The organism is Curtobacterium sp. PhB172 (assembly GCF_003752545.1).
Classification (GTDB): domain Bacteria; phylum Actinomycetota; class Actinomycetes; order Actinomycetales; family Microbacteriaceae; genus Curtobacterium.
Map to the genome: position 1 here is coordinate 461,888 of NZ_RKIF01000007.1, position 25,133 is coordinate 487,020.

At 68.6% G+C, this 25,133-nt stretch carries 24 protein-coding genes; 16 read left to right on the plus strand and 8 right to left on the minus strand.

Features of this window, described 5'->3' with window-relative positions; all coding sequences use genetic code 11:
* Positions 1-124: 124 nt before the first annotated feature.
* From EDF42_RS09215 to EDF42_RS09225, 3 genes are all read left to right on the plus strand, one after another.
* Entirely contained in the window at positions 125-421 is a 297-nt protein-coding gene (locus tag EDF42_RS09215; RefSeq protein ID WP_123672113.1) for a hypothetical protein, read from the plus strand.
* 5 nt (positions 422-426) lie between these two features.
* On the plus strand, positions 427-1,842 hold the full coding sequence (locus EDF42_RS09220; protein WP_148067691.1) for a hypothetical protein: 1,416 nt from the start codon (positions 427-429) through the stop codon (positions 1,840-1,842).
* A gap of 75 nt (positions 1,843-1,917) precedes the next feature.
* Positions 1,918-2,382 carry a hypothetical protein gene (locus tag EDF42_RS09225; protein ID WP_123672115.1) on the plus strand — a complete coding sequence of 155 codons (465 nt, stop codon included), beginning with the start codon at positions 1,918-1,920 and terminating at the stop codon, positions 2,380-2,382.
* Positions 2,383-2,465: 83 nt separating this feature from the next.
* On the opposite strand, the gene EDF42_RS09230 is transcribed toward EDF42_RS09225, so the two are convergent.
* The 8 genes from EDF42_RS09230 to EDF42_RS09265 all read right to left on the minus strand — a co-directional run bounded on the left by EDF42_RS09230 (position 2,466) and on the right by EDF42_RS09265 (position 7,649).
* Entirely contained in the window at positions 2,466-3,500 is a 1,035-nt protein-coding gene (locus tag EDF42_RS09230; protein WP_123672116.1) for a hypothetical protein, read from the minus strand.
* Positions 3,500-3,751 (minus strand): hypothetical protein, encoded by a 252-nt coding sequence (locus EDF42_RS09235; protein ID WP_148067693.1) that lies wholly within the window; start codon positions 3,749-3,751, stop codon positions 3,500-3,502. The genes EDF42_RS09230 and EDF42_RS09235 overlap by 1 nt, the downstream gene beginning before the upstream one ends.
* Complete coding sequence (locus tag EDF42_RS09240; protein WP_148067695.1) at positions 3,748-4,626, minus strand: hypothetical protein; 879 nt, start codon at positions 4,624-4,626, stop codon at positions 3,748-3,750. Before EDF42_RS09240 ends, EDF42_RS09235 begins: the two co-directional genes overlap by 4 nt.
* A gap of 34 nt (positions 4,627-4,660) precedes the next feature.
* On the minus strand, positions 4,661-4,969 hold the full coding sequence (locus EDF42_RS09245; protein WP_123672119.1) for a hypothetical protein: 309 nt from the start codon (positions 4,967-4,969) through the stop codon (positions 4,661-4,663).
* Entirely contained in the window at positions 4,966-5,976 is a 1,011-nt protein-coding gene (locus tag EDF42_RS09250) for a hypothetical protein (protein WP_148067697.1), read from the minus strand. Before EDF42_RS09250 ends, EDF42_RS09245 begins: the two co-directional genes overlap by 4 nt.
* On the minus strand, positions 5,969-6,289 hold the full coding sequence (locus tag EDF42_RS09255; RefSeq protein ID WP_123672121.1) for a hypothetical protein: 321 nt from the start codon (positions 6,287-6,289) through the stop codon (positions 5,969-5,971). The genes EDF42_RS09250 and EDF42_RS09255 overlap by 8 nt, the downstream gene beginning before the upstream one ends.
* The gene (locus EDF42_RS09260; RefSeq protein ID WP_148067699.1) at positions 6,282-6,932 is read right to left on the minus strand and encodes a hypothetical protein; all 651 of its coding nucleotides are present in this window, start codon (positions 6,930-6,932) and stop codon (positions 6,282-6,284) included. The genes EDF42_RS09255 and EDF42_RS09260 overlap by 8 nt, the downstream gene beginning before the upstream one ends.
* A 138-nt stretch (positions 6,933-7,070) precedes the next feature.
* Positions 7,071-7,649, minus strand: a complete 579-nt coding sequence (locus EDF42_RS09265) for a helicase associated domain-containing protein (protein ID WP_123672123.1) — start codon at positions 7,647-7,649, stop codon at positions 7,071-7,073.
* 868 nt (positions 7,650-8,517) lie between these two features.
* Here EDF42_RS09265 and EDF42_RS09275 point away from each other — a divergent pair.
* From EDF42_RS09275 to EDF42_RS09335, 13 genes are all read left to right on the plus strand, one after another.
* Complete coding sequence (locus tag EDF42_RS09275; protein WP_123672125.1) at positions 8,518-9,360, plus strand: TnsA-like heteromeric transposase endonuclease subunit; 843 nt, start codon at positions 8,518-8,520, stop codon at positions 9,358-9,360.
* A complete protein-coding gene (locus EDF42_RS09280; RefSeq protein ID WP_123672126.1) occupies positions 9,357-11,270 on the plus strand; it encodes a DDE-type integrase/transposase/recombinase in 1,914 nt (637 codons plus the stop codon). Before EDF42_RS09275 ends, EDF42_RS09280 begins: the two co-directional genes overlap by 4 nt.
* Positions 11,271-11,282: 12 nt before the next feature.
* The gene (locus tag EDF42_RS09285) at positions 11,283-12,356 is read left to right on the plus strand and encodes a TniB family NTP-binding protein (protein WP_123672127.1); all 1,074 of its coding nucleotides are present in this window, start codon (positions 11,283-11,285) and stop codon (positions 12,354-12,356) included.
* Positions 12,353-14,182, plus strand: coding sequence for a zinc-ribbon domain-containing protein (locus EDF42_RS09290; RefSeq protein ID WP_123672128.1), 1,830 nt, complete (start codon positions 12,353-12,355; stop codon positions 14,180-14,182). Before EDF42_RS09285 ends, EDF42_RS09290 begins: the two co-directional genes overlap by 4 nt.
* A 183-nt stretch (positions 14,183-14,365) precedes the next feature.
* Positions 14,366-14,983 carry a GntR family transcriptional regulator gene (locus EDF42_RS09295; protein ID WP_123339989.1) on the plus strand — a complete coding sequence of 206 codons (618 nt, stop codon included), beginning with the start codon at positions 14,366-14,368 and terminating at the stop codon, positions 14,981-14,983.
* A 181-nt stretch (positions 14,984-15,164) separates the two neighbouring features.
* Positions 15,165-16,613: an MFS transporter gene (locus EDF42_RS09300; protein WP_260235313.1), complete on the plus strand. Its 1,449-nt coding sequence runs from the start codon at positions 15,165-15,167 to the stop codon at positions 16,611-16,613.
* 80 nt (positions 16,614-16,693) lie between these two features.
* Entirely contained in the window at positions 16,694-17,596 is a 903-nt protein-coding gene (locus EDF42_RS09305) for an ABC transporter substrate-binding protein (RefSeq protein ID WP_123672130.1), read from the plus strand.
* Positions 17,593-18,603: an ornithine cyclodeaminase family protein gene (locus EDF42_RS09310; protein WP_123672131.1), complete on the plus strand. Its 1,011-nt coding sequence runs from the start codon at positions 17,593-17,595 to the stop codon at positions 18,601-18,603. The genes EDF42_RS09305 and EDF42_RS09310 overlap by 4 nt, the downstream gene beginning before the upstream one ends.
* 26 nt (positions 18,604-18,629) lie before the next feature.
* Positions 18,630-19,601, plus strand: coding sequence for a class A beta-lactamase (bla, locus tag EDF42_RS09315; RefSeq protein ID WP_123672132.1), 972 nt, complete (start codon positions 18,630-18,632; stop codon positions 19,599-19,601).
* A gap of 101 nt (positions 19,602-19,702) precedes the next feature.
* A complete protein-coding gene (locus EDF42_RS09320; protein ID WP_123672133.1) occupies positions 19,703-20,971 on the plus strand; it encodes an FAD-binding oxidoreductase in 1,269 nt (422 codons plus the stop codon).
* Positions 20,968-22,116 (plus strand): FAD-dependent oxidoreductase, encoded by a 1,149-nt coding sequence (locus tag EDF42_RS09325; RefSeq protein WP_260235315.1) that lies wholly within the window; start codon positions 20,968-20,970, stop codon positions 22,114-22,116. Before EDF42_RS09320 ends, EDF42_RS09325 begins: the two co-directional genes overlap by 4 nt.
* A complete protein-coding gene (locus tag EDF42_RS09330; RefSeq protein WP_185040860.1) occupies positions 22,113-23,672 on the plus strand; it encodes an ABC transporter substrate-binding protein in 1,560 nt (519 codons plus the stop codon). Before EDF42_RS09325 ends, EDF42_RS09330 begins: the two co-directional genes overlap by 4 nt.
* The gene (locus tag EDF42_RS09335) at positions 23,669-25,063 is read left to right on the plus strand and encodes a M20/M25/M40 family metallo-hydrolase (protein ID WP_260235317.1); all 1,395 of its coding nucleotides are present in this window, start codon (positions 23,669-23,671) and stop codon (positions 25,061-25,063) included. The genes EDF42_RS09330 and EDF42_RS09335 overlap by 4 nt, the downstream gene beginning before the upstream one ends.
* The last annotated feature ends 70 nt before the right edge of the window (positions 25,064-25,133 follow it).

Consider the following 25,133-nt stretch of genomic DNA (forward strand, 5'->3'; position numbering starts at 1 on the left):
TTCGAGGCAGTATCCGCACCGTTGATCTCGCACTCGGGAGATCCCGGCCTGCGCGTCTCGCCTCGGTGGACGAATCGTTCTATGGTTGGCTCTGCAACATGCTGTCCTGTGGAGTGGGGGTGTCATGGCTGGGGAGCTGAAACTGGACGAGGGCGGGCTGTCGGGGCTCATACGTGAGCTGCAAGTACATGCCGCGACGAGCGACGACCACGCATCGGAGGTCGACACGGCGCTCACCGCCGCCGCCGGCGCTGCGGTCTCGTCGCCGCTCACCGGCGCGCTGCAACGATTCGCCGACCGATTCCATGGGAGTACCGACGATGTCGGTGAGCGGATGACGAGCTTGAGTGTGTCGTTGACGACCGCCGCTCAAGCCATCACGGCCACTGACAGCCGTCTGGCTGACTCGGCCCGCGGATGAGAGCGATGAGTGTCCTCGCTGGCGCGCTGACTGCGGAGGACGTTACCGACGTCCCGGACGACGCCGATGGGCTCCGATCCGCCGCGCGACGATTCGCGGAAGCAGCTGACGGCATCTTTGACGCGGCAACGAATGGCTCCCGCGCTTGGTCGGGTCTTCCGAGCGTGTTCACTTCTGACGCTCTGCAGCCCGCGCTGACGCCGCTGATGGATCCCGCGGTTGAGAAGGCGCGGCAGGTTCGCGCTGCGGCGGACGAGTTCGCGCAAGTTACTTCCCGGGCGGCGAACAGCATCGCGGACCTCAAACACGACCACGACGTCCTCGTGCAGCAGATCGAGCAGTTCCACGCTTCCGCGCCTGGGCAGGTCGCCGCCGAAGCAGCAAAAGAGGCTGCGAAGGGGGACATCCTCGGCGCCATCGGCGCAGTCGTCACGAACTGGCAGCAGGTCCCAGAACTCGTCGGGCAGGAGTTCACGCTCCGCCGGCAGGTGCAGTCCCACAACGACAACGTCACGACGACGCTGGCGAGCATCGCCTCCGAGCTCGACGGCATCACCCCGTCAACCGTGAACGCGCATCCTGTTCATCTCGCATCGACGACTTCGTCGAAGGACGCATCCGACGACGACGGCAACTGGTTCGAGGACGCGTGGAACACCACGAAAGCAGCGGTCGGCATCGGCGGTGCCGTTCTCGGCGCGGAAGCGGAAGCTGCCTGGCCGTACGTGCAGGACGCGGCCGGAGTGGCGGGGAACATCTTCGCGTCGATGGGGAACGCGATGGTGAATCATCCAGACGAAGTCCTCGAGCTCCTCGGCGGCCTGGCATTGCTGGCCGGTGGGGCGACGCTCGAGGGTGGCGGCGTCGCCCTCGACCTCACCGGTGTCGGCGCCGTAGCTGGGGTCCCGTTGAACGCTGCCGGTGCTGCGGTGATGGCTGCAGGGGCTGGGCTGGCAGCCTCGGGCGGGATCCCGCTCGGCGTGCACGCGATGACCGATGATCGGCTGACGCCGAACCGCACCGACCATGTGGACGCGTGGAAGAAGGAGCAGAACGAGAAACACCCGGAGCGGAGCAAGGACGGTACGTACCGGTCCGAGGGGAACAAGCAAGCTCACGCGGACGTCAAGGCCAAAGAGCGACAGGGTGTCGAGGAAGTCGCTGAGGACGCAGGCCTGCCCTACCGCACCGATCAGGTCAAAGCGCGAGTTGATGGTGCTCCGAACGGCCGGTTCTTCGACGGGCTGATGGAGAAGCCGGACGGGACGTGGGCAGGGATCGAGGTGAAGAGTGGCGGTGCGACGCGCAATGCCGAGCAGCGATCCTTCGATGGTCTGGTCAGCTACGACAACCCGGCATACGCCACGATTGACGGGAAGCTCGTGAAGATCACATCCGTCGTCCTCAAGAAAGTCCCCTGACCCGGGTTGCGGGCAGCGCGGCTGGATCTGCGCGACTTCCGCGCATACAGAACGTGACGACAGCGGAGGCCACACTTGTTCATCAACACCACCAACAGCGCACGAGAATCGCAGCTCACGGCGGACTTCCGACCGATCAAGGACCAAATCGGGCGGATGCTCGGTTTGCTGGACGGGCAGAGCGATGGCCGGTTCGCCTACGCAATTTGGTGGCTGCCGGACGACGCTGGATGGCCGGATGCTCCTGAGTACGAGGCAGGCGAGTACGACCTGAACTACCTTCAGGCCGGCGGCACCGCTGAACGAATGAGTGTCGACTTGCAGATCTCCGGCGGGCAGATGCGTCACTTCATCGTGGGCCGCGACCACGACGTCGACGAGCCGCTGACGGAGTCGGTGACCGTTGCGGGCACCGAACACGCACGCCACCCAGCCGAGGTGTTCGACGCCGACGAGGCCACCGAACTGTTCTTCCATTACTACGAGCACCGCGGCACCGTTCCCGACGGGTACGTCCTCCGCCCCCTCGACCTCTCCTAGGTTTCGAAGCGGGTGCGGCACGGTGCGCTTGAAGCCGTCGTCCGGGCGGCACCGCTTCTGGCGCACCGGTGTCAGCACGGATCTCAGCTTGGCAGGTTCCATCGGAGGTCGTAGCCGGTGTCGGCGAGGAACCACAGCCGGTTACGAACCTCCTCAAGCGCTTTCGTGTCGTCGTCGGTGCGGGTGTCGGCGCGGAGGAGTGTGTTGGCGGTGATGATGTCGTCGGTGCGGTCTCGGTAGCCGGCGGCTGTTGCGGTGGCGAAGATGGTTGGGTCGGCCGGGAGGATGAGTTCGGTCCCGGCGAGGTCTTCGTTTTCGGGCTCGAATCCGAGGCTCGTCATGTCGATTTCGTTCGGTGTGAAGGCGACGAGCCGGTACGGCGTCGTCTTGCCGACAGTGATTGCCGGGTAACCAGGGCGACTCGAGATCCCACGGCCTGAGAGCAGACAGCCAGCGCCGATGAGCCGGTCCGCCTGCTCCGGCAGCGGTAGGTCCGACCGCCACCGCGTTCGAATGCCGCCCGGTCCCGGGTAGCAGGCGATGCTCCAGTCGACGAGGCCGCCGATTTCGCGGGATTCCCATCCGATGCTGGTGCGGTGCACGCGTTTCCCGAGCCGGGCGAGGGCGTCGTCCACTTGCCCGGGTGTGAGTTTTCCGCGGTCGACGAGGTGGTCGAATTTGGCGCCGTTGACGGCGAGCATCCGTGCGACGGCGAAGGTGATGTAGATCGGTGCGGCGTCTTTCCACCGGTCGTGGACGCCGAGGACCTGTTTCCCGTTGATCCAGACGCGTCGTCGGTCGACGTCGACGAGCAGTACCGTCGCGGTCTGTTCCGCGAGTGCGATCTGCATCTGCATCACCGTGCGAGGGGCGAGCAGGAGCAGCTCTGCGGGTGTGTCTGGTTCGCTGCGCGGGTTCCGTGTCGATGTCGGGAGGCGGGCGCGGCGTCCGTCGGCGAGGCGGAGCGTGTCGTGGGACTCGACGACTGCGTGTAGGCCGGCGAGTTTGAGGACGGCGAGGGCGTCGGTGAGGTCCGCGGTGTCGCCGAGCCCGTACGGGAGGGTGATCTGCGGCCGTCCGGCGTAGGCGTCGGCGACCCATTGCAGTGCGGGTCCCATCAGCGGCGCTCGTCGGGGGTGTCTGGGCGGATGAGGGCGATGAGCCAGCGGGCTTCGGTGAGGAACGGCTCCCACCCGTCGCGGTTGTCACCGTGTGCGGGTTCGCAGCGGTAGCCGCCGTCCCTGTCGGTACTACTGACGAGGACCTGCCGGAGCTCGGAGTCCGGTGGGTCACGGAAATACATGTGTCCGTGGGTGCCGGCCATGTCGAACGCGACGGTGAGCAGGAACAGCTCCGGTCGGGTGGTCACCACCGCCACCGCCGTCCGCGGAACAGTGCGATGACGGTGGCGAGTGGCCGGCCTTGCTGCATCCAGGCCAGCGGTGTCAGGGGCACGTCGTCGACGGAGAGGAACTGCCGGGGTGTGGTCATGAACTCGGTCATCGCTGCCGCGTCGAGGAGCGGCTGCGGGGCGGCTGCGAAGAGGACGTCCAGGCCGGGCAGGAGACTGGATGGGTCGCCGAACTCGGGCAGGGCGGGTTGGACGAGTTGCCAGTTGGGGATGCGTTCTTCACCGTCGAGGTCGAAGCTCGTCAGCCGGTTCGACCCGAACAATTCCCCAACCTCATCGACGCTGATCTGCAGCGCTGCCGCGGCCTCCGCTTCGGTGAGGGTCGTCTCCAGCAGGTGCCGGCGGATGCGTGCCCGGGTGGCCTGCCACCACTCCTCGGGCACGTCAGCGGCATCAGCAGGAGCGGCACCGGGTGCGGGTGGGATTTGTCGGCCTTTGTCGGTGTAGGCCTGGAGCTGGTCGATGCTGATCTCACCCCGGGCGTACATCCACAACTGGCCCTGCCAGGGCATGTCGTCCGGGAACCCTTCCAAGTAGCCGGAGTGGATAACTTCCCGAACCACTTTCTCCCGCTTCGCGATCTCGGACGCTGGGATGAGCAGGGTCTGGACGATGCGGTTCGCCTCCCTGGTAGCGGGGACGGTCAGGTCGGTGAGACGCCGCCGGTTCTGGTCGACGAGTTCGTAACCGGGTTCCTTCGCGCTGGGTTCGATCATGATCCGCGCCATCGACGCTTCCGGGTTCTCGGTGTCCTCGAGGAGGACATGCCCCCAAAGGATCCGGTCGTTCGAGAGGTGCAGGGAAACCAGCCGAATCATCAGCGGTACCTCCAAGAAATCGTCAACAGGGAAGCGGGACCCGGGCGGGTCAGCTCGCCGGTGGGGCGGGTCGGGTCTGGCCGATGCGTTCCGGATGCTCGGTGAGGATGAACCGCATCAGCCGGTCCGTTTCCGCCATCGCCGAATCCGACACGTCGCTCCCGGCAGGGTCGGTGGCGGTGAGGCGGAACCATGGCTCCTCGTCCGCGTGGTCGATCAGAACGGTCGCCCACGGCCCGTCGGGGTCGTTCTCGTCGGTGAAGATGGCGGCGCCGAAGAACCGGACGTCGTCAAACGCCAACGTCAGGGACACCAACTGCAACCCGACGGGACGGCTCGCGTTCGCTTCGTCGGTCATTGGACGTGCATCCAGCGGAGGTCGTAGGCGGTGTCCGCTTGGAAGTGCAGCAGCGACCGCTTCGCGTTGACCGCATCGGTGTGGGCGTTCGTGTAGCTGTCGTCGTAGATGACGGCGGCGGTGATGAACTCGTCCGTGCAGCAGTCCTGCTCGGCCGCGGACAAGATGGTGGTGTCTTGGGGGACGATGATCTTCACCGTGGTCTCGTCGACGCCGGCGGGCTCGTAGCCGAGCGCTGTCATGTCGGGATGCTCGGCGAAGAACGCGGTCAGCCTGTGAGGACGAACCTGCGACGAGAACTGGTGCGCCGCCCACGAGTCGGACATCACCCCACCGAGGGCGATGAGTTGATCAGCTTGCTCATTGATGCTGGCTGCACGTTTCCACCTCGTGCGAACGCCGCCGGGTCCGGGGTACGCGGCGATGGCCCAGTCGATGAGCGCACTCCGGTCCGTCGCTTCCCAGCCGAGGGGCGTGTGCACTATGTGCTCCCCGAGTGCCGGCATGGCGGCGTGGATCTGCTCGACGGGGATGCCGGTGCGTTCCGCGATGGCGGTTGTGCTGCCGCCATGGATGGTGACGGTGCGGGCGATCGCGAACACGGTCCGCCACCCTGGCGTCGCATCCCGCTGCATGGACGACCCGTGGATCTGTCCACCGTCGGCCCACACGCGTTGCCGTTTCCCGTTCACCACCACCAGGTCCGGGTACCGCCGCACCAACGACAGAACCCCGCCCTCGGATCCGCCTGGCAGAAGGACCATGTCCGCGCTCCGGTCGTCGGCTGCGTCGTCGTCGATGGTGCTCGTGGGGTTCGGGGTCGCCAGGAACGCAGTCCGACCGTCCCCGAACCGAAGCCGGTCAAATGCCTCCACGCGAGCAGGCATCCCCGCTGCGGCCAATGCAGTGAGGGTGTCGGTGATGTCGATGGTCCACCCCAACCCGAACGGCAACGAGAGGATCGTCTGCTGATGGCGGATGTCCTGCACCCACTGCCGGTCAGACAACGGCTCGCCCTGATTCGTTGTCGGTTCGGCCGACTGCTCGAAGCTCGGTCAGGACGCGCATCACTTCGGACGCTGCCCTCGCCAACGGGTTCTCGACGTCGCAAAGCACTGTGCCCCCGAGCGAGGAGACCACCCACACGTCAGAGTCGCCCTCGACGTGAACTTCGACGTGGCGCTGCAGGACAGCCGGCCCGATCGAGTTCGTGAAGCTCATCCCCACCAAGGTCGGCGACACGACCGCGTCGAACTGCGCCGACAACGACAGCAGCCGCAAAGGTACCGGCTCCAGCCGTGGCGCTTGACGGTCAGGCATCGCAGGTCAGCCGCGGGTCGTCGTCCGCCAGTCGTTCCAGGCCAAGCCCGGACGCATCGAGGATCGCATCCTCGGACTCCTCGGCGGCGACGAAGGAGCCGATCTGCGCATTGGCGGCGACAAGAACCCCGATGCGGCTCCGCGCGTCCAGCACCACCGCGGCAACTTCCTCGTCGCTGCAGTCCGAGGTCAGTTCCGGCCTCGAGGGGTGCAGGGCTGGGAACTCGAGCTGCTGTACCGGCGGGTGCCACTTCACACCGACGCGCATCACACGGCCGTCGGCGTCGTTCCGGTAGAACATGGACCCGAACGGGTGACCCATGTCGAGGGTGAGGTCCGCTCCGTGGAGCGTCCAGCCCGTCGCGGCGTACGAGGGATCCCAGCGCTGCACGGTGAGGGCACCGACACCCATCTGAAGGCCCGGGATGAGGGCTTGACCTTCCTGGACAGCGGCGTAGAGCGCTTCGAGGTTTGGAGGACAATCGTTGCGCAGGTCTGCCAGGGGAATCCTCGTCATGCCCTCGATAGCGGCACGCTGTCGGGCGTGACGCTCGCCCTCAGTTTTGCCTGTGTTCATCGCACCTCCGCGTCTTGGTCTTTCTCTCAGCACGTCCAGATCGGTCGAGTCCGACTCATCGTTCATTCGAAGACCGTCGCTGAACGCTACGAACTACTCGGCTCCGGCGGAACCCATGGGGCAGACCTCGGTCCAAGAGCAGGAAACTTCCTTGTCTGCCGCTGACTCAAACGCGAGGTCCGCGGCCCATGGCCCGTGGCTGGGTCAGAGGATGCGGTACTTCGCCTCACGAAGTCGACGCGCTCGCGGCGGGGTGAGTGAGCCGTTGCGGTGAGCGACGCGCTGCTGCGTTGCCCATCGGGCCAGCGCTCGTTCCGCCGGGTCGGGGGCGTTACGGCGAGGTGCGCGACCCGTCTGACCCCAAAACGACTGGTGCAGCATCAGTTGCTCTGCCCATCGTTCTTCCTGTGGCTCCCATCGGAAGCCAGGAAGCAATTCCAGACGGTGCGTCTGGTAGCTGCAGTGTGCGGCGCGGACTTCCGGTCGGCGCTGGTAGGCGAGCCGATCGACCAGTGCTTGCTCCTGCGTCGTCGTGCGAGGCCGGCCGGAGTCTGCTCGGGGTAGCCGGCCGACGCCGCTGATGAAGTCGTCCAAGTCGTGGACGAAGTTGACCCACTTCGCGGTGGCGATGGACGGGCGTTCGGGCTGGCCGATGTCTGCGAGGTAGAACTCGACGCCTCGGCGTTGGTCGACGGTTAGGAGCTTGCTCGGCTGATTGGTGATGTCTGCGTACTGCGCGTGCAGTTCGGCGACGTAGTCCGGCGTCCGATTCGGCGCGTCCATTGGTCCCTTTCCGGGACCGGCGGTCGGTCCCGGAAGGGCTATGCGCGGACGGGCGCAGGATCGCGTCGACGCGATTCGTCGGTGCTGTGGACTTCAGTCCAGAAACAGGAACCAGAACGCATCGTCGACGCTTACGTTCGCTACATGGCCGAGGTCAGGACGCGCTTCCTGTTCGCGGGCAGGAGACGTTCCCTCGCCCGGACACGGGGCGCGAGAACGGCGCATGGACGTATGGAAGGGAGGAACCGCTGTCGAACTGCGGCTACGTCAGCGAGGGCGCGTCATCGGACGAGTGCCGCCAGTTTCTCTCGCAGGCGGCTGCCTCGTCGTCCTCACCCGGTCGATGACCGCCTGAGCCGTGCGCTCAGGAAGTGCCTCCAGCAGCGCCCGGATGTCCGCATCGGCTGGCGCGCTCGGTGCTGGGGCAGCTGGGTGTTCGATGACGTCTCCGAGGACTAAGTCCGCCAGGGCGATGTCCTCCAACCGGAGGATCGCCTCCCCCCGGAGGACCCGGAGGAGCCGCGCGTAATTCGCCCCTGCCTCGGCTGCGTACTGCTTCGGGCTGAGCCCGCGGGCTTCCATCCGTTTGCGGATTCGCAGCGCCTGCTGGTGCTGCAGCTGCGCTGCACGGAGGAAAACCTCTTCCCGCCGGTCAGCGGCTGACCTCCAACGCACCGCGGGCACGCGCCCGAAGCCCGCGGCGTCCTCCGCGAAGTCTCGGGGAGTGAAGCGCGGCCCGGCCATCTGCACCCTTTCCCATCGCTCGATCCTGCTGAAAAAGCATCAAAAGGAGACTATTCATGCCAGAAGCAGTACTCAAATCCTCGTTTCGCACAGCTCGGATCGGCCCCGGCGCACAGAGGCAGACATGACGATCACAGCCCCGCCAAACCCAGCCCTGGCCGCCGGCACGCGCTCACTACGGCGACCGCGAGTCCGCGGACCGCGGAACATCGCTCCCCAGCGCACGCTGACCACGGCAGAAGCCGCCGCGCTCGCGCTCCCGGCAGCAGTCACCTGGATGCCGAACGTGGAGGGCGCCCACCCGGCGACCGCGGCCGCTTCCGCGAAGTTGCTCGACCGGGAGCTCTACGACGTTGCGCTCTTCCGACAGCCGCACCGGTACCCGCGCCAGAAGAACATCCAGGGCCTCTACTTCTTCACCGGCACCAGGACACACATCTGGCACGAGTCGCAGCTCGAAGCGCAGGTGCTGCGGTGGCTGGACATGCGCGAGGACATCGTCGCACTGAGCACACAACCCATGCGCATCGACTTCGCCGACGGCATCTCCCACACGCCCGACATCCTCACGCTGCACAGCGACCACCGCCAAGTGCTCCGTGACGTGAAGCCGAAGAAGTACATCCCGAAGTTTCAGGAGCAGTTCGCAAAGACTCGTGCGTTCTGCGAGCACGTCGGCTTCGAGTACGAAGTGCACCACGAACTACCCCGACAAGTGGAAATCAACCTCTCCTGGATAGCCGGCTTCAAACACCACGGGTATCGCCCCCAACCAGCTGACATCACCCGGATGCTGACCGCCCTCGACAACCCGATTCCGCTTCGTGCCGTAGCCCGCCTGCTCGCACCCGCCGACCTGGCTCAGGGCCGGGCTGGCCTGTTCCACCTCATCTGGTCAGGCCAGCTCAGCATCGACCTCGCCCACCCCATCTCGGACCGCAGCCCCATCGAACGGACCATCTCATGACCAGCATCAACGCCGACGACCCCATCGACCTCCGTGACGGCAGCACCCATCAGTTCATTGCCCGCTCGGGCAGCGTCGTCCGCCTGCGGAACACCGCGACCGGCGAGACCCACGACATGCACATCGCCGAGCTCAGCCAGCAGGCGGCCGGCCTGCCACGCACGTTCACCGAGCAGATTCGCCGCTTCGAGACGCTGCCGCAGAAGCACAAGACCGCTGCCACCACGATGGCTGACCACCTCGAGGAAATCGAGACCGGCGTGAACCCCGCTCGAGCCGACCGCCGCGCGGAGTACGCCGTCGACAGGACAACACAGAACGAGCGCATCGCGGCCAAGGTGCAAGAGCTGCAGAAGAACGGGCAGAAGGCCTCCCGCGCCACCCTGATGCGCAAGCTCGCCGCATACCGGGAGCACGGCCCTTCCGCGCTCGCAGACGGTCGAGCACACCGTTCGGACCCTCCGATGAAGAACATTCATCCAGACGTCTACGACGCTCTGTGCACCGTCATCGCGGACCAGAAGAACCGCTCGACCGGCACGAAAAGCCGCCTCATCGCCGAGACCGGTAAGCAACTCGTGAAGTGGCATGGGGCAGACGCGCCGCCCATGCCGTCCGCCGCAACGATGTACCGCTACATCGACCGCCTGACCATCGGCAAGCACACAACCGGGTCCGCCTCGACGCGCCGGTCGCTGGCGAACCGGCCGGAGCGGGTCTTCAACACTCGTACGGAGTTGCTGCCTGGCAACGAAGTCCAGGTCGACTCCACCACGCTCGACATACTCGTGAAGTCCCCCGGCGGCGCGCCCGTCCGACCCATCCTCACGGTGCTGTTCGACCGCGCCACCAGGCTGGTACTCGCGTTCACGCTACGGCTCACCGCAGCGAAAGCAGTCGACCACGTCGCGCTCCTCGCACAGGCGCTGACACCGCCGCAGAACCGCCCCGACAACACCGAGTTCCGAGCCACCGTGCAGCGGATGAACCCCGGCGTGCCACTGATGACCGCGGAGGAGCGGCGAGACTGGGAACGGTCGAGGCCGTTCGTCCACCCCCGCTGCATCGTCATGGACAACGGCAAGGATTTCATCTCGGAAGCCTTCCGCGCCGCCGCCGAGATGCACAGCATCGACATCCGCTACAGCGCTCCGCACACCCCGACGAGCAAGCCCCTCGTGGAACGCAACTTCGGCAGCATCGACAGCCTGCTCATCCAGTACCTCAACGGCTACGTCGGACGGTCCCCGGAGTTCCGCGGATACCAGGTCGAGAAGGAAGAGCTGATGGACATTTACGCCCTGCACGAGCTCCTCGACGACTGGTTCCTGAAGTTCTGGAACCACCGCCCGCACACCGGCCTTCGCGACCTGCTCGACCCGAGCATCGTGCTCACACCGTTCCAGATGTTCACCGCCGCATCGAAGGTGACCAGCAACCTCGAGACGACCCTCACCCGCGACGACTACATCGCGATGCTGCCGACCAAGCACCGCCGGGTCACCGACACCGGCGTCGTTGTCAACCACCGCCAGTTCGACTCAGACGAGCTCGGCCCGCTGCGCAACACCCTGTCGGACAACAGCCGCCGAAAGGGGAAGTACGAGGTGAAGCTCGACCCGTACAACCCGTTCAAGGCCTGGCTCCCGAAGCCGGGCGGCGGCTGGATTGAGTGCGCACTCCGCAGCGGTGCCGCAAACCTTTACCCCCACCTCGAAGACCGCGACTTCGACCTCAACGACACTGATGAAGACGCAGACGAGGACCGTCGGAACGTCGCTGCAGTGACCGCTGCGCTCAGCGGAGCACCCCTGCACACCGCCATCGACACGGACCCCGACGACTCCTCCCCCCGCAACTCCCCCGACGATGGCGACGACGATGACGTCGCCGTGTACGCCCTCGACTGAAACGAAGACCCGATGATTCACTTCCACGGCGACGACCGCCCAGCAGCCCTCCACCGCCTCGAAAGCCTCGACAGCTTCCTCGCAGCCACCACCACTCCGCCACCTGCCCTCAACGACCGGTCCTACGCAGCCCTCACCGAGCAGGAACGTGCCGCACACGACCGAGCACGCATCATGCACCTTTCCGGGGGCATCGTTCTCGCCACACCGCACTACACAAAGGCTCGGACCCAGCTCGAGAAGGTATTCACCGCGAACGCGGGACGGAACTCCGGCCACGCCGGACTCGTCATCTCCGGCGACTCCACCCTCGGCAAGACCACGCTGTGCAAGAGCCTCATGCGGCACATCTACCGCTCCTACGGAACCCAGTTCCCCGACTTCCGCGCACACAACCGCATCCCAGTCGTCTACATCGAGGTCCCCGCCGGCTCCACCGGCAAGTCACTCATGCGCGCCTTCGCCGACTTCTTCGGCCTCACCGTCAGCACCGGCGAAACGATGCTGAGCATCCGCAACCGGGTCGTCGACCTCCTCAACACTGCCGGCACACAGCTCGTCGTCATCGACGAACTCCACAACCTCTCCCGCCACACCCAGGGCAACGGCGAATCCCACGACCTCCTGAAGAACCTCCACAACGACCTCGCCGCGACGTTCCTCTACGCCGGCATCAACGTGAAGAAGATGCTCGCCACCGAACGCGGAGCACAAATCGGTGGACGGTTCTCCCTGCTGGAGCTGCACCCCTACAACCTCAGCAACCAGAAGGACGCCAAGACCTGGAAGGCGCTCATCAACACCTTCGAGAAGCAGCTCCCCCTCCGCCACCACGAACACGGCACCCTCACCGAACACTCCGAGTACCTCCACGACCGCACCAACGGCTCCATCGGCAGCCTCGGCCGCCTCCTCACAGGCGCCGCCACCGACGCCATCACCGACCCGAGCATCCCCCTCGAGCGCATCGACCGAGCCCTGCTCGACGCGCAGCAACTCGACGCCGCGGCCGAGACCGCCTACGCCAAGCGCATAGCCCGCAACGCCCGCAGCAAGAAGACCCTCCTGGCAGGCATCGCAGCATGAATGACCTCCTCACCCGCCGCTACCCGATGACGGTGAAGCCCCTGCACCGCGAGACCGAAGCCAGCTACACGCGCCGGCTGCTGACGGCGAACCGCGAACTCGAATCGCACCAGAAGCAGCTGCTCCGCGCCGCGAAAGCTGAGACGGCGACCCTGGCCTGGCAGGACGTGCTCGAGCTGAAGACCGGCCGCCACTTCCGCTTCGGTGCCCCGCTCTCCGCTGCCGAACTCGATGGTGGCGAACACCGCTGCGAGCTCTGCCCGGACGCCGGCAACGTGCGGCTGATGTGTACCCTCTGCACCAAGGGCGAGACCGTCGTGCAAGCGCCCGGCTTCGTAAACCCGGTGTGCGTCCGGCACCGTCGCTGGGTTGGACTCGACCTCTCCACCCGGCAAAGCACGGTCGACGCCACCACAGTCCGCGCCGCGCTCCGCTTCGACCGGCTGCAGAAAAATGGCCGACTGACCCCGCACCTCTACAATGTTCTTCGGAACGCGACCGCTCGAATCGGCAACGGCGACGTCGCAGACCTCGCCATCATCGTCGACGTCGCCGCCGCAGTGACCACCGGCCGGTTCCTCGAGCAACTCCTGCGCCCTGGCACGAAGTATGCCCACGCCCACGCCGTCCTCGCCGACGCTGTGACCGGTCCTGCTGGCCGCAACGCCACTGCGGTCACCGCCGCGTTGTGGGGTTACTTCCGCCCGACGTTCTGGGCCCTCCGCCACGCAGTCGTCACAGCATCACCGTACGAACTCGCTTGGGCGCACGACCATGCTGTCCCGCGGGACCTCGCCGACGGATACGTCGCTGCACACCAGGTCATCCCCTTCGCGTCGTACAACGCCGAAGACAAGCGCTCCAGCAGCCTCCGCATCGGCCGCGGAGGACTGGTCATCTGTGACCACGGACACCAGCACTCCAGCAAGGGTCGATGCCCGGTCTGCACCAACAGCGCCGTCGCCCCCGGCTACAACGACCTCGCCACCACCCATCCCCACATCGCCAAGGAACTCGACCCCGTCCTCAACGGCACCACCACCGCCCAGAACATCCAAGCCGCAGCCCGCAGCAGCCTCGCCTGGCGCTGCCCGCGCAACCGCCACGTCTACTGGGCCACCGCATCGAACCGAACCCAGGGCGGCACGAACTGCGGCATCTGCAGCAACCGCACCATCGTCCCCGGCATCAACGACCTCACCACCACCCACCCCCGCCTCGCATCAGAACTCGACCCCGTCTACGAAGCAGGTCACCCCGCGACCAAGATGTGCGCCGGCAGCGGAGATAAGCCCGAGTGGATCTGCCCCGACTGCGGACACCGCTACAAGATGTCCCTCTACAACCGCAGCCAAGGCGCCGGCTGCGACCCCTGCCGCCGCGCCCGCCTCCGAAGCACGCGCACGAGCCTCGCCGACACGCACCCCGACATCGCCGCCCAGTGGCACCCCACCCGGAACAACGGCAAGCAGCCCGAGGACTACTCACACGGTTCAAACGACGAGGTCTACTGGCTGTGCCTCACCAGCGCGGCCCACTGGTACCCGCAACGCATCGACCGGAAGGTCCAGGGCTACGGATGCTCGCTCTGCTCCAGCCGACGACTCGTCCTCCGCGTCAACGACCTCGCAACCACCGACCCGCTCCTCGTCACCGAGTGGCACGACTACCTCAACGGCTCCAAGCGGCCCGAGCTCATGTTCGCCGGAACCGACCGGTACTGGTGGAAATGCTCGTTCGGACACGTCAAGCAACAGAGCGTTCCCAACCGGCGGAAGTCACACGGCTGCACCGACTGTGAACCCGAAGACAGGGTCCTCACCTAGAACTGAACAACACGACGACGACGGCGAAGCTCAACAGCTTCGCCGTCGTTTCGTCGTTGTCAGCACTAGCCTCAGAAGGTCTCACGTCGAGTGAGAAGAATCCGTGACGCTTGAAACAGGCCTCCTCAAGCGTTGCACGGTCTCACCGCTGCGAAGGAGTCTCATCTGAATGGAGAAGCGACAGTGGAGTCCAAGCCGGCATCTGTCCTCAAGGCGATCAGGGCCGAGATCATCGCCGGCACGCTCGCCCGTGGCTCCCGGCTGAAGGAAGACGCCCTCGCCGAACGCTTCGGCGTCTCGCGGGTCCCCGTGCGCGAAGCACTCCGGCAGCTCGAGACCGAGGGGTTCGTCGAGTCCGAGAAGTTCAAGGGCGTCCGGGTCGCCGACTCCTCGACCGAGGTCGTCATCGAGCTCATGCAGATCCGCCGGGGGCTCGAGGTGCTCGCCGCCGAGCTCGCCGCCCGTCGCCAGGGTGGCGAGTGCGCCGACCTGCTCCGTGCCGTCGGTCGCGAACACCGGTCCGACCAAGAGGTCGAGGCCGCACAGTCACCGCGGTTCGCGTTCCACGGGTTGGTGGCACGAGCCTCGGGGAACAGCCGGCTCGAGACGATGATCGACCACCTGATCCACCAGACGGCGTGGGCGTTCGAGCGCGTGACGCAGGACGAGGTGGCGTCGAGCAGCGATGACCACACCGCGGTCGCCGGCGCGATCCTGCGCGGCGCTTCGGTGCAGGCAGGGCTGCTGATGGACGAGCACCTGCGCCGCGACGAAGCGATCTACCGGGCCTTGAACCCGTAAGAACGTATACAAAACCCCCCGCGAGCTTGGCGGGAGTGCGTCTGGATGCTTGAATATCCAGGTGATTCAGGCGGCCGTAACGAACCGTCTCGTGTTCGAAACCAGCCCGAAACAGCCTTTCGTATACAAAAGAGTGACCGCACGGTGCACCCACCTCACTCTTCCCCCGCTGGAGTTACGAATGACTGCTGTAACCCGCTCCACCGCACCAACCCGAACCGCTTCCGCCACCCCGTCCTCCGGCGGCGTCGGATCCGCCCTCGACTCGATCGGCTTCACCCGGGCCCAGTTCTGGGTCCTCATGCTCATCCTCGCCGGGGAGTTCTTCGACACGCTCGAACAGAACTCCATCGGCGCGATGGCCACCAACATCAAGGCCTCGCTCGCCATCGGCGACGTCCAGCTCTCCACGATCAACACCGCCACCGTCCTCGGTGGCCTGGTCGGCCGGTTCCTGGCCGGCTGGCTCGCCGACAAGTACGGTCGGCGGTTCTCGCTCGGGCTCAACCTGCTCGTCTACACGCTCGGCGGCCTCCTCAGCGCCGTTTCCTTCAACTTCGACATGCTGCTCGTCAGCCGGTTCATCGTCGGGATCGGCGTCGGCGGCGAGTTCATGATCGGCATCGCGATGCTGTCCGAGATGGTGGCCACCAAGTACCGCGGCGGCCTCATCGCGACCATCAACGTCGGTGCCGGCGGCATCGGCAACTTCATCTCCTACGGACTCTTCCTGCTGCTGCTCGGCCCGCTGGCCGTCCCGCTCGGTGGCGACGACCAGGTCTGGCGCTGGACGTTCGTGATCCTCGCGATCCCGGCCCTGTTCGTCGTCCTGTACCGCCGCAAGCTGCCCGAGACGCCTCGCTGGCTGCTGTCGAAGGGACGGGTCGACGAAGCGAACCGTTCGCTCGCGATCCTCGCCTCGAACACGCTCACCCCGCCCGCCGACGCCGCTCCCCCGGTGCGCCTGACGCCGGCCGACCTGCCCCCGGTCGCCCTGCACTCGTCGCCCGCAGCGGTGTTCCACAAGCTGGTGCTCCGCCGGACGATCGCCATCGGCGTCGCCTCGTGGATGGCCTTCGGTGTGCAGGTCACGCTGAACTTCCTGATGCCGACCCTGCTCGTCGAGCGTGGGTACACCGTGTCGCAGAGCCTGCTCTACACGATGATCATGAACATCGGATCGCTCCTCGGGTGCACGGCAGCGGCGCTCCTCGCCAACCGCGTCGGACGACGGCCCCTCATCGCCGTCGCGGGCATCCTCGGCTGCCTCACCGCCCTCGCGTTCGCGGCCTTCGGCAACGACACCGCCGCGATCCTGGTGCTCGGCGCCCTGTTCCAGTTCTTCACGATGCTGACGAACACGACCCTCGCGGCGTGGACCGCCGAGGTCTACCCGACCGCGATCCGTGCCTCCGGCGCCTCGATCGTCAACGGCATCGGCAACATCGCCGGAGCGGTCATGCCGTTCGCCGCGATCGCGCTGTACGGCTCCTGGGCCTTCGCCGGCGTCTTCGGACTCGCCGCCGTCATGTACGCGGTCCTCGTGGTCGCGTCGCGCTTCGCCCCGGAGACCCGCGGCCGGTCGCTCGAGGACGTCAACGAGAACGCCCTCTCGACCACCACCGCCTGACCCACCTGACCACCCGCACGAACCGCACCACCCCGGTGGGCCGGACACCCCGGCCCACCACCCCACGATCGGAGAACACCATGGACACCCTCAAGATCTCGGCGACCGCGAACGGCCTCAACTACCTGCCCGAGTACGTCGCCGACGTGGGCGGACTGTTCGCCGAGCGCGGCCTGTCCGTCACCGCGAAGGCCTGCGACCCGTGGACCGGCGTCCTCGACGACATCGACTCGCACGAGGCCGACCTCGCCCTCGGCGGTCTCTGGGTCCCCGCGATGTACGCCGGGACCCCGCGCAAGCTGTCGGTCGTGGGCCAGCTCAACCACGGGTTCCCGATGACCATCGTCGCCCGCGACGAGACGACCCCGATCACCCTGGACTGGCTCGCCGGCAAGGTCGTCCTGGCGCCCGGCGCCGGCGGCAGCGCCCCGTACGAGTTCACGGCCGGACTCGTCCGCGAGGCCGGGTTCGACGTCGCGGCGACCCGCTTCGTCCGCGACCTGTCGACCGCGATGCTCATCGAGCTGTACCAGGGCGGGCTCGGTGACGCGATCATCCTCGACCTCGTCTCCGCCCAGGAACTCGTCGCAGCCGGTGGGGGCACGATCGTCTTCCGGCACCTCGACGCCGGTGGCGTGATGCCGAACAGCGTCTACTACACGCGCACGGACCGCATCGACGAGCTCGGCGACCGGGTCGACCGGTTCATGGACGGCATCGCCGCCGCGATGGCCAAGATCACCGCGGGCGACGCCGACGCCGAGATCGCGGCCGTGCTCGCCGCCCGGTGGCCGGAGAAGGACGCCGCCCTGCTGCGACGGGCTGCCGACGAGATGGCTGCGGGGGGCGTCTGGGACTCCGCGGTCGTCGACCGCGAGGCCTCGGACCGCTGGATGCGCATCCTGTTCGACGGTGGCCTCACGACCCACACCCCGTCGCTCGAGGAGCTGCTCGGCGCCTCGACCGCCGTCACCGCGTCGTGACCGTCGTCCTCGGCGCCGCCGACGTCGCCGGTCTCATCGACGCCGTCGACGTCGTCGGGGCCGTGGAGGCCGTCCACGCCGACCTCGGGACCGGCGCGATGCAGCAGCCGGCTCCGGTCGCCCTGACCGGCGCCGACGACGCGCTCTTCCTGCCGATGGCCGTGCGCTCCGACCGACTCGGGCTCGTCGCCGTCAAGCTGATGGCCGACATCCCCGACAACTCTGCGCGGGGACTGCCGTCGCAGCGGTCCACGATCTTGGTGTCCTCGTCGGTCACGGCTGAGTGCGTCGCCGTGCTCGACGGCATGACGATCACCCGGGCACGGACCGCGGCGACCACCGTCGTCGCGACGAAGCACCTCGCCCGCTCGGGCAGCCGGACCCTCGGGATCCTCGGCGCGGGCAACCTCGCCGTCGAGCACGTCCGTGCCTTCGAGGCGACGCGACCGTTCGAGCGGATCGTCCTGTGGTCACGGTCGTCCGGAACGGTCACCCGGTTCCTCGAGGCCGTCGGACCGGACGTGGCCCGACGGTGCATGGTCGTGCCGGAGGTCCGGCGCGTGGTCGAGGAAGCCGACGTGCTCTGCACCCTGACGCCCTCGGTCGACCCGATCGTCCGCGGTGCCTGGTTGCACGCCGGCCAGCACGTGAACACGGTCGGGGCACGTCCCCGCCCGACGCACCGGGAGCTCGACGGCGCGGCGATGGCACGTGGCACGCTCTTCGTCGACAGCCGAGCCACCGCCTGGACGAAGTCGGGTGACCTGCTCGAGGCCGTGGTCGAGGGGGCGGTCCCGCAGGACCTCCACCCGGCGGAACTCGGCGAGGTCGTCGCCGGACGCGCACCCGGGCGGACCGGAGACGACGAGATCACCGTGTTCGACTCGGTCGGGCTCGGCGCGCAGGACCTCGCCGTCGCGGCCCGGCTGATCGACCTCGCCCGCGAGCGGGGTGTCGGGACGCAGGTCTCCGTCGCCCGGGTCGGGGTGCCGGTTCCCGGCGTGTGACCAGGGTCGAGCGGCAGGGTGCTCCCATGCGCCGTGCTCTCCCCCTGGTCGTCGGCGGCACCGTCGCCGTGCTCGGCCTCGCCGGGTGCTCCGGTGGCGGCCCCGGTGCACCGACCGCGTCGGCCACGTCGTCCGCACGGTCCACTAGCACACCGACGAGCACCCCTGCGACGACGACGCCGCCGCCGCGGACGGACGCCGCGACCACCGCCGCGGTCCGCCGAGCACTCGCGGGCCTCGAACGCGAGTACGACGCCACGGTCGGCGTCGTCGCGACCGACACCGTCACGGGTGCGACGGTCGCGTACAACGGCGACCGACGCTTCGGCTACGCCTCGACCATCAAGGCGTTCGCCGCGGCACAGTTCCTGCGCTCGGTGCCCGCGGACGCCCGGAACGAGGTCGTGCACTGGACGGCCGCGGACGTCGCCGCTGCCGGGTACTCCCCCGTGACGGAACAGCACGTGGCCGAGGGGCTGTCGTACGGGCAGTTGGCCGAGGCAGCCGTCCGGATGAGCGACAACACGGCCCTGAACCTCGTGCTCACCCGCATCGGCGGTCCGAGCGGCCTGGACACCGCGTTGACCGAGCTCGGCGACACCACCACCGAGGTGGTCCACGGTGAGCCGGACCTCAACACCATCGAGCCGGGCAGCACCGAGGACACCACGACCCCGGCGGCGTTCACCGCGGCCCTGGCGACCGTGCTCGACGGCAGCACCTTGGACCGCGCGGACACCGCGCTGCTGGTCGACTGGATGGGCGGCAACGCGACCGGCGACGCACTCATCCGGGCCGGCGCACCCGACGGCTGGGTCGTGGTCGACAAGTCCGGGGGCGCCGGGCCGATCCGGAACGACGTGGCGCGGGTGACCCCGCCCGGCGGCGACCCGATCGTGCTCTCGGTCCTGACCACGCGGAACGACCCCGACGCCGCCTACGACGACGCCCTGGTGGCCCGGTCGGCATCGGCGGTGCTCGACGCGTTCGACCGCTGATCGACCGCTGATCGACCGGGGCGGCGATCGCCGTTCTGCACCGCGTCACACGGCGTCATGAACGACACCTGTCGGGGACCTCGGGACACTACGCTCGCTCCATGTCCTCCTCCGGATCCCCCGTGGTCGTCGTCGGCGCCGGCATCATCGGGCTGAGCGCCGCGTGGCACCTCGCCGCGCTCGGGCAGCGGGTCCTGCTCCTCGACAGCGGCACGGTCGCCGGGGGCACCACCACCGCGGGTGCCGGGTTCGTCGGCCAGTGGGCAGCCGGGTACGCCTGGTACTGGAACGAGTCCGAGCGCGACGTCGAGCAGTACGGCATCGACTTCTACCGCGACCTCGCCGGCGCCGGCCACGGCCCGACCGGGTACCGGCAGAACGGCAACGTCTGGCTGACCGTCACCGAGCAGGGTCGGGCCGACCACCTGCCGCCGTTCGAGCAGCACCCGCTCCGGCCGGCCGGGGCGCGCACGCTCACCCCGGCCGAGGCGGCCGACCTCGTGCCCGGACTCGACCCGGCCGCCGTCACCGCGGGCTTCCTCCATCCGGACGGCATCCAGATCAGTGCGCCGGACACGGCCGCAGCGCTGGTGCACGCGGTCCGTGCGCGGGGCGTCGAGATCCGCGAGCACACGCCGGTCGCCGGTCTGGAGGCCCGTGGGGACTCCGTCACGGGCGTCCGGACCGCGAACGGCGAGGTCATCGACGCCGCGAAGGTCGTGCTCGCCGCCGGCAGCTGGACGAACGCCCTGCTCGCCCCCTTCGGGCGCGAGCTGCCGACGGTCCGGGTCGTCGCCAGCCGGCTCGTGACGACGCCGTTCGGTCTGCCGGGCACCCTGCCGACCCTGATGCTGCCGGAGCTGCACGGCCTGTGGATCCGTGAGCACCGCGGCGGCCTGACGTACGGTGCCGGCCCCGGGTACGAGCCGCTGCACGTCGGCGGTGCGGACCGGAGCGACGAACCCGACCGCCGCCCGGTGCGCTCGGACCTGCTCGACGCCATGCGGACGTACCTGCACCCGATCGTCGCCCGGCTGCTCCCCGCCGCCGCGAGCGTGCTCGGGGTCGACGAGACCCCCACACAGGGCGTCGTCTCGATGACCGCCGACCGGAACTTCATCGTCGGCGCGGTCCCCGAGCTGGACGGACTCGTGGTGGCCGGTGGCGACAACGAGTCCGGCGTCACGCACGGACCGGGGCTCGGGCGGATCGCGGCGGAACTGAGCGTCACGGGCACGACCACCCTCGGCGACGCGAGCCGCTACGCCCCGGCACGGTTCCCGGCGGCGGCCCCGACCGAGGCCGAGGTGGTGGCGATGATGCCGGCGCGGCGCGAGGCCGACGCCCGACGAGCCGGAGCCGTGGCATGAGCGACGTGCTGAGCGACGTGCTGAGCGACCGGGCCCCGACGCACCTCGTGATCGGCGGCGGGGTCGTCGGCGCCGCCACCGCGTACGCCCTCACACTCCGCGGCGAGCGCGTCCTGCTCGTCGAGCAGCACGAGCGCGGGCACCACAACGGCTCGTCCCACGGCGCGACCCGGATCTTCCGGCAGGGCTACGCCGACCCCGAGTACGTGGCCCTGACCTCCCGCGCCCTGGTGCTGTGGGAAGCGCTCGAGGGCGCTTCGGACGAAGAGCTCATCGTCCGCACCGGTGCCGTCGACCACGGCCGCGCCGAGGTCGTCGACGCCATCGCCGCCGCACTGACGGACGCCGGCATCCCGCACGAGACCCTCAGCCCGGACGCCGCGGCCGCACGCTGGCCGGGGATCGCGTTCGAGGGGCACGTGCTCGCGCACGCCACGGCCGGTCGCATCCGGTCCGACCGCGCCATCGAGGTGTTCCTCACCCTGGCGGAACGGACGGGGCTCGCCGACCTGCGCTTCGACACGCGGGTCAGCGGGCTCCACGACCACGGCGACGACGTGACCGTGACGCTGTCCGACGGGTCCACCCACCGCAGCTCGTCCGTGGTGGCGGCCGTGGGGTCGTGGGCCCCCGCGCTGGTCGGCGACCTGCTCGCCGGACGCGGGGCGGGCCTCCCGGCCATCCGCGTCACCCAGGAGCAGCCCGCGCACTTCCCCAGCCGTCTGCCGGACCAGGCGTGGCCGAGCTTCGTGCACTGGGCGGCCGACGACGACGTGTACGGCCTGCTCACCCCGGGCGAGGGCGTCAAGGTCGGGTTCCACGGCACCGGCCCCGTCGTCGATCCGGACCACCGCGACTTCACGCCCGTGCCGGCCGAGGCCGAGCGGCTGCAGGCCTACGTCGCGCGGTACGTGCCCGGTGTCGACGCGACGAAGCCGACCTTCATCAGCTGCCTGTACGACAACTCCCCCGACGAGGACTTCGTGATCGACCGACGTGGTCCCGTCACCGTCGCGACCGGGTTCTCCGGCCACGGCTTCAAGTTCGCACCGCTGCTCGGCGACATGATCGCCGACCTCGCGACCGGCGGGGCCGCACATCCCCGTTTCTCCCTCTCGAAACCATCCCCCTCAGGAACCCCGTGACGACCCGACTCCTCTCCGCGCTCGCGCTCTCCGCTGCCGTCGCCGCCGTGCTCACCGGCTGCGTCTCGACCGGGGCGTCCACCGACGTCTCCGACGGCCTGGTGATCGGGACCACCGATCCCGTCACCTCGCTCGACCCGGCCGGCGCCTGGGACCGCGGCAGCTACACGGTGCAGACGCAGCTGTACCAACACCTGCTCACCTACCCGGCCGGCAAGACCACGACGAGTCCCGAGGTCGCCGAGTCGTGCGACTTCACCGACGGCACCCACTACGTGTGCCGGATCCGCGACGGGCTCACGTTCTCGAACGGTGACGCCCTGACGGCGAAGGACGTCGTGTTCTCGTTCGAGCGCCAGGTCGGCATCGGCTCCGAGAACGGTCCGGGGTCGCTGCTCGCCAACATGGCGTCCGTGGCGGCCGACGGCGACGAGGTCACGTTCACCCTGAAGCAGGCGAACGACCAGACGTTCCCGTACGTCCTGGCGAGCATGGCCGGGGCGATCGTCGACAGCAGTGTGTTCTCGGGGACGAAGGTCCACGCGGACGACGGGGTCGTCGGGTCCGGTCCGTACGCGCTGCAGCAGTCGGCCGACGGCGGGGCGACCATCGCGTTGACGGCGAACAAGGAGTACGACGGCACCGCGCCGGAGTCGTCGAGCGTGACGATCAAGCAGTACACGAAGTCCGCCGACCTCAAGCTCGCGGTGCAGGAGGGTGACGCCGACGTGGCGTACCGCCAGCTCACGCCGACCGAGGTCACCTCGTTGTCCGAGGACGACGGCCTGCAGCGGGTCCAGGGCTCGTCCGGCGAGGTCCGGTTCCTCGGCTTCAACCTCGACACGATGCCCGGTGACGACACCGCGCAGAAGACCGCGATCCGCCAGGCCGTCGCCGCGACGGTCGACCGCGCGGCGATCGCGAAGGACGTCTACCAGGGCACCTACGCGCCGGCGTACTCGATCGTGCCGTCCGACTTCACCGGCGCGACCGATGCGTTCCAGACGGAGTACGACGGCGCCGACCCCGCGGCCATCCTCCAGAAGGCCGGCGTGCGCACGCCCGTCGCGCTGCCGATCGAGTACACGACCGACCACTACGGCTCCGGGTCGGACGACGAGTACGCACTCATCAAGCAGCAGCTCGAGGACACCGGCCTGTTCACGGTCGACCTGCAGTCGGCGAGCTGGGACACCTACGTCGGGAACGTCGGCAAGGGCGAGTACCCGGTCTTCCAGCTCGGGTTCTTCCAGGACTACCCCGACGCCTCGTCGTACCTGACGCCGGCCTACGGTTCCGAGGACGTCAACCTGCTCGCGAACCACTTCGACGACCGGGCCGTGCAGCAACTGGTCGCCGCGCAGGCGGTCGAGGCCGACGCGACCGAGCGGACCAAGCAGATCGAGGAGATCCAGCAGGACACCGCCGAGTCCGTGCCGCTCATCCCGTTGCTCGCCGGGCAGGAGAACGTCATCGGGCAGAAGTCGCTCACCGGGCTGACGAAGTCGGTCGACGCCTCTGGTGAGTTCCGCATCTGGGAGATCGGGCGCTCGTGAGCACCGGCGACGCAGCGCTGCAGGCGTCCGTGTCCGCTGACCCGCTCCGCGACGCGGTCCGCGCCGGGATGCCCGCGGGGCTCGACGAGCTCGCGGCGCTCGTCGCCGTCCCATCCGTCCACGACCCGGCCGTGCAGTCGCTCGACGACTGCCGCCGCGTCGCCGAGCGCGTGCGGGGTGCGTTCGACGGCCTCGGCCTGACCTCGAGCCTCGTCTCGACGTCGGACGGCTCGCAGGCGGTCCTCGCGACCCACCCCGCGCCGCCCGGCGCCCCGACGGTCCTGCTCTACGCCCACCACGACGTCCAGCCCGCGGGGGACCTCGCGGCGTGGACGAGCGACCCGTGGACCCTGACCGAGCGCCAGGGCCGGCTGTACGGTCGCGGTGCTGCTGACTGCAAGGGCGGGGTCGTCACCCACCTCGTGGCGCTGCGGGCCCTGCTCGACGTGCACGGATCGTTCCCGGTCGGACTCGTCGTGGTCGTCGAGGGGTCCGAGGAGCAGGGCACCGACGGCCTCGAGCAGTACGTGTCCACCCACGCAGCGGACTTCGCCGACGTCGACGCAGCAGTCGTGATGGACGCCGGCAACGCCGCCGTCGGGGTCCCCGCGCTCGTGACCACCCTGCGCGGCACGGCGTTCGTCGAGCTGCGCGTCCGAGCGCTGCACGGCAACGTGCACTCGGGGATGTTCGGCGGTGCCGCACCCGATGCCGTCGCGACCCTGGTGGCCCTGCTCGCCACGCTGCGCGACGACGCCGGGGACACCACCGTCGACGGACTCGAGGCCTCGCAGACCTGGGACGGCCTGCCCTACGACGCCGACCGGTTCGCCGCCGATGCCGGGCTGCTCGACGGCGCGGTGCCGATCGGCTCCGGGGACCCGGCATCCCAGGTCTGGGCACGGCCGGCGCTGACCATCGTCGGCATCGATGCGCCGGCGGTCGCCGGGTCGTCGCCGTCCGTGCAGGCGACCGCCGGTGCCGCGCTGAACCTCCGGGTCCCGCCGGGTGTCGACCCCGCTGCCGCCGGCGAACTGCTCGTGGCGCACCTGCTGCGGCGAGCGCCCTCCGGGGTCGAGGTCACCGCGCGGGTCACGGGCACGGGCGACGGCTTCCGGGCGACGGCGGGGCGGTACTCGTCGGCGTTCCGGAGCGCACTGGCGTCGTCGTACCGGGTGTCGTCGGTGGGCTCCCTCGGCGGCGGCGGATCGATCCCGCTCTGCGCGACACTCGAACGGGCGATCCCGGGGGTCGAGGTCATCCTGGCAGGGGTGTCCGAGCCGACTGCGAACGTGCACGCGCCGGACGAGAGCGTCGATCCGTCCGAGATCGAGCACATGGCCCTGGCCGAGGCGCTGTTCCTCGACGGGCTCGGGTGCGCCCGCGCCTGACGTCACACGACGCCGCCGGCCACACGACGCCGTCGTCATCGCACGACGCCCTGAAGTCGTCGAGACGCCC

Coding starts and splice junctions, on each gene's coding strand:
- bla (WP_123672132.1), top strand. CDS start 18,630: ATGCGCCGTGCTCTCCCCCTGGTCGTCGGCGGCACCGTCGCCGTGCTC.
- EDF42_RS09220 (WP_148067691.1), top strand. CDS start 427: ATGAGTGTCCTCGCTGGCGCGCTGACTGCGGAGGACGTTACCGACGTC.
- EDF42_RS09255 (WP_123672121.1), bottom strand. CDS start 6,289: ATGCCTGACCGTCAAGCGCCACGGCTGGAGCCGGTACCTTTGCGGCTG.
- EDF42_RS09245 (WP_123672119.1), bottom strand. CDS start 4,969: ATGACCGACGAAGCGAACGCGAGCCGTCCCGTCGGGTTGCAGTTGGTG.
- EDF42_RS09275 (WP_123672125.1), top strand. CDS start 8,518: ATGACGATCACAGCCCCGCCAAACCCAGCCCTGGCCGCCGGCACGCGC.
- EDF42_RS09230 (WP_123672116.1), bottom strand. CDS start 3,500: ATGGGACCCGCACTGCAATGGGTCGCCGACGCCTACGCCGGACGGCCG.
- EDF42_RS09260 (WP_148067699.1), bottom strand. CDS start 6,932: ATGAACGATGAGTCGGACTCGACCGATCTGGACGTGCTGAGAGAAAGA.
- EDF42_RS09305 (WP_123672130.1), top strand. CDS start 16,694: ATGGACACCCTCAAGATCTCGGCGACCGCGAACGGCCTCAACTACCTG.
- EDF42_RS09290 (WP_123672128.1), top strand. CDS start 12,353: ATGAATGACCTCCTCACCCGCCGCTACCCGATGACGGTGAAGCCCCTG.
- EDF42_RS09300 (WP_260235313.1), top strand. CDS start 15,165: ATGACTGCTGTAACCCGCTCCACCGCACCAACCCGAACCGCTTCCGCC.
- EDF42_RS09320 (WP_123672133.1), top strand. CDS start 19,703: ATGTCCTCCTCCGGATCCCCCGTGGTCGTCGTCGGCGCCGGCATCATC.
- EDF42_RS09325 (WP_260235315.1), top strand. CDS start 20,968: ATGAGCGACGTGCTGAGCGACGTGCTGAGCGACCGGGCCCCGACGCAC.
- EDF42_RS09285 (WP_123672127.1), top strand. CDS start 11,283: ATGATTCACTTCCACGGCGACGACCGCCCAGCAGCCCTCCACCGCCTC.
- EDF42_RS09280 (WP_123672126.1), top strand. CDS start 9,357: ATGACCAGCATCAACGCCGACGACCCCATCGACCTCCGTGACGGCAGC.
- EDF42_RS09215 (WP_123672113.1), top strand. CDS start 125: ATGGCTGGGGAGCTGAAACTGGACGAGGGCGGGCTGTCGGGGCTCATA.
- EDF42_RS09265 (WP_123672123.1), bottom strand. CDS start 7,649: ATGGACGCGCCGAATCGGACGCCGGACTACGTCGCCGAACTGCACGCG.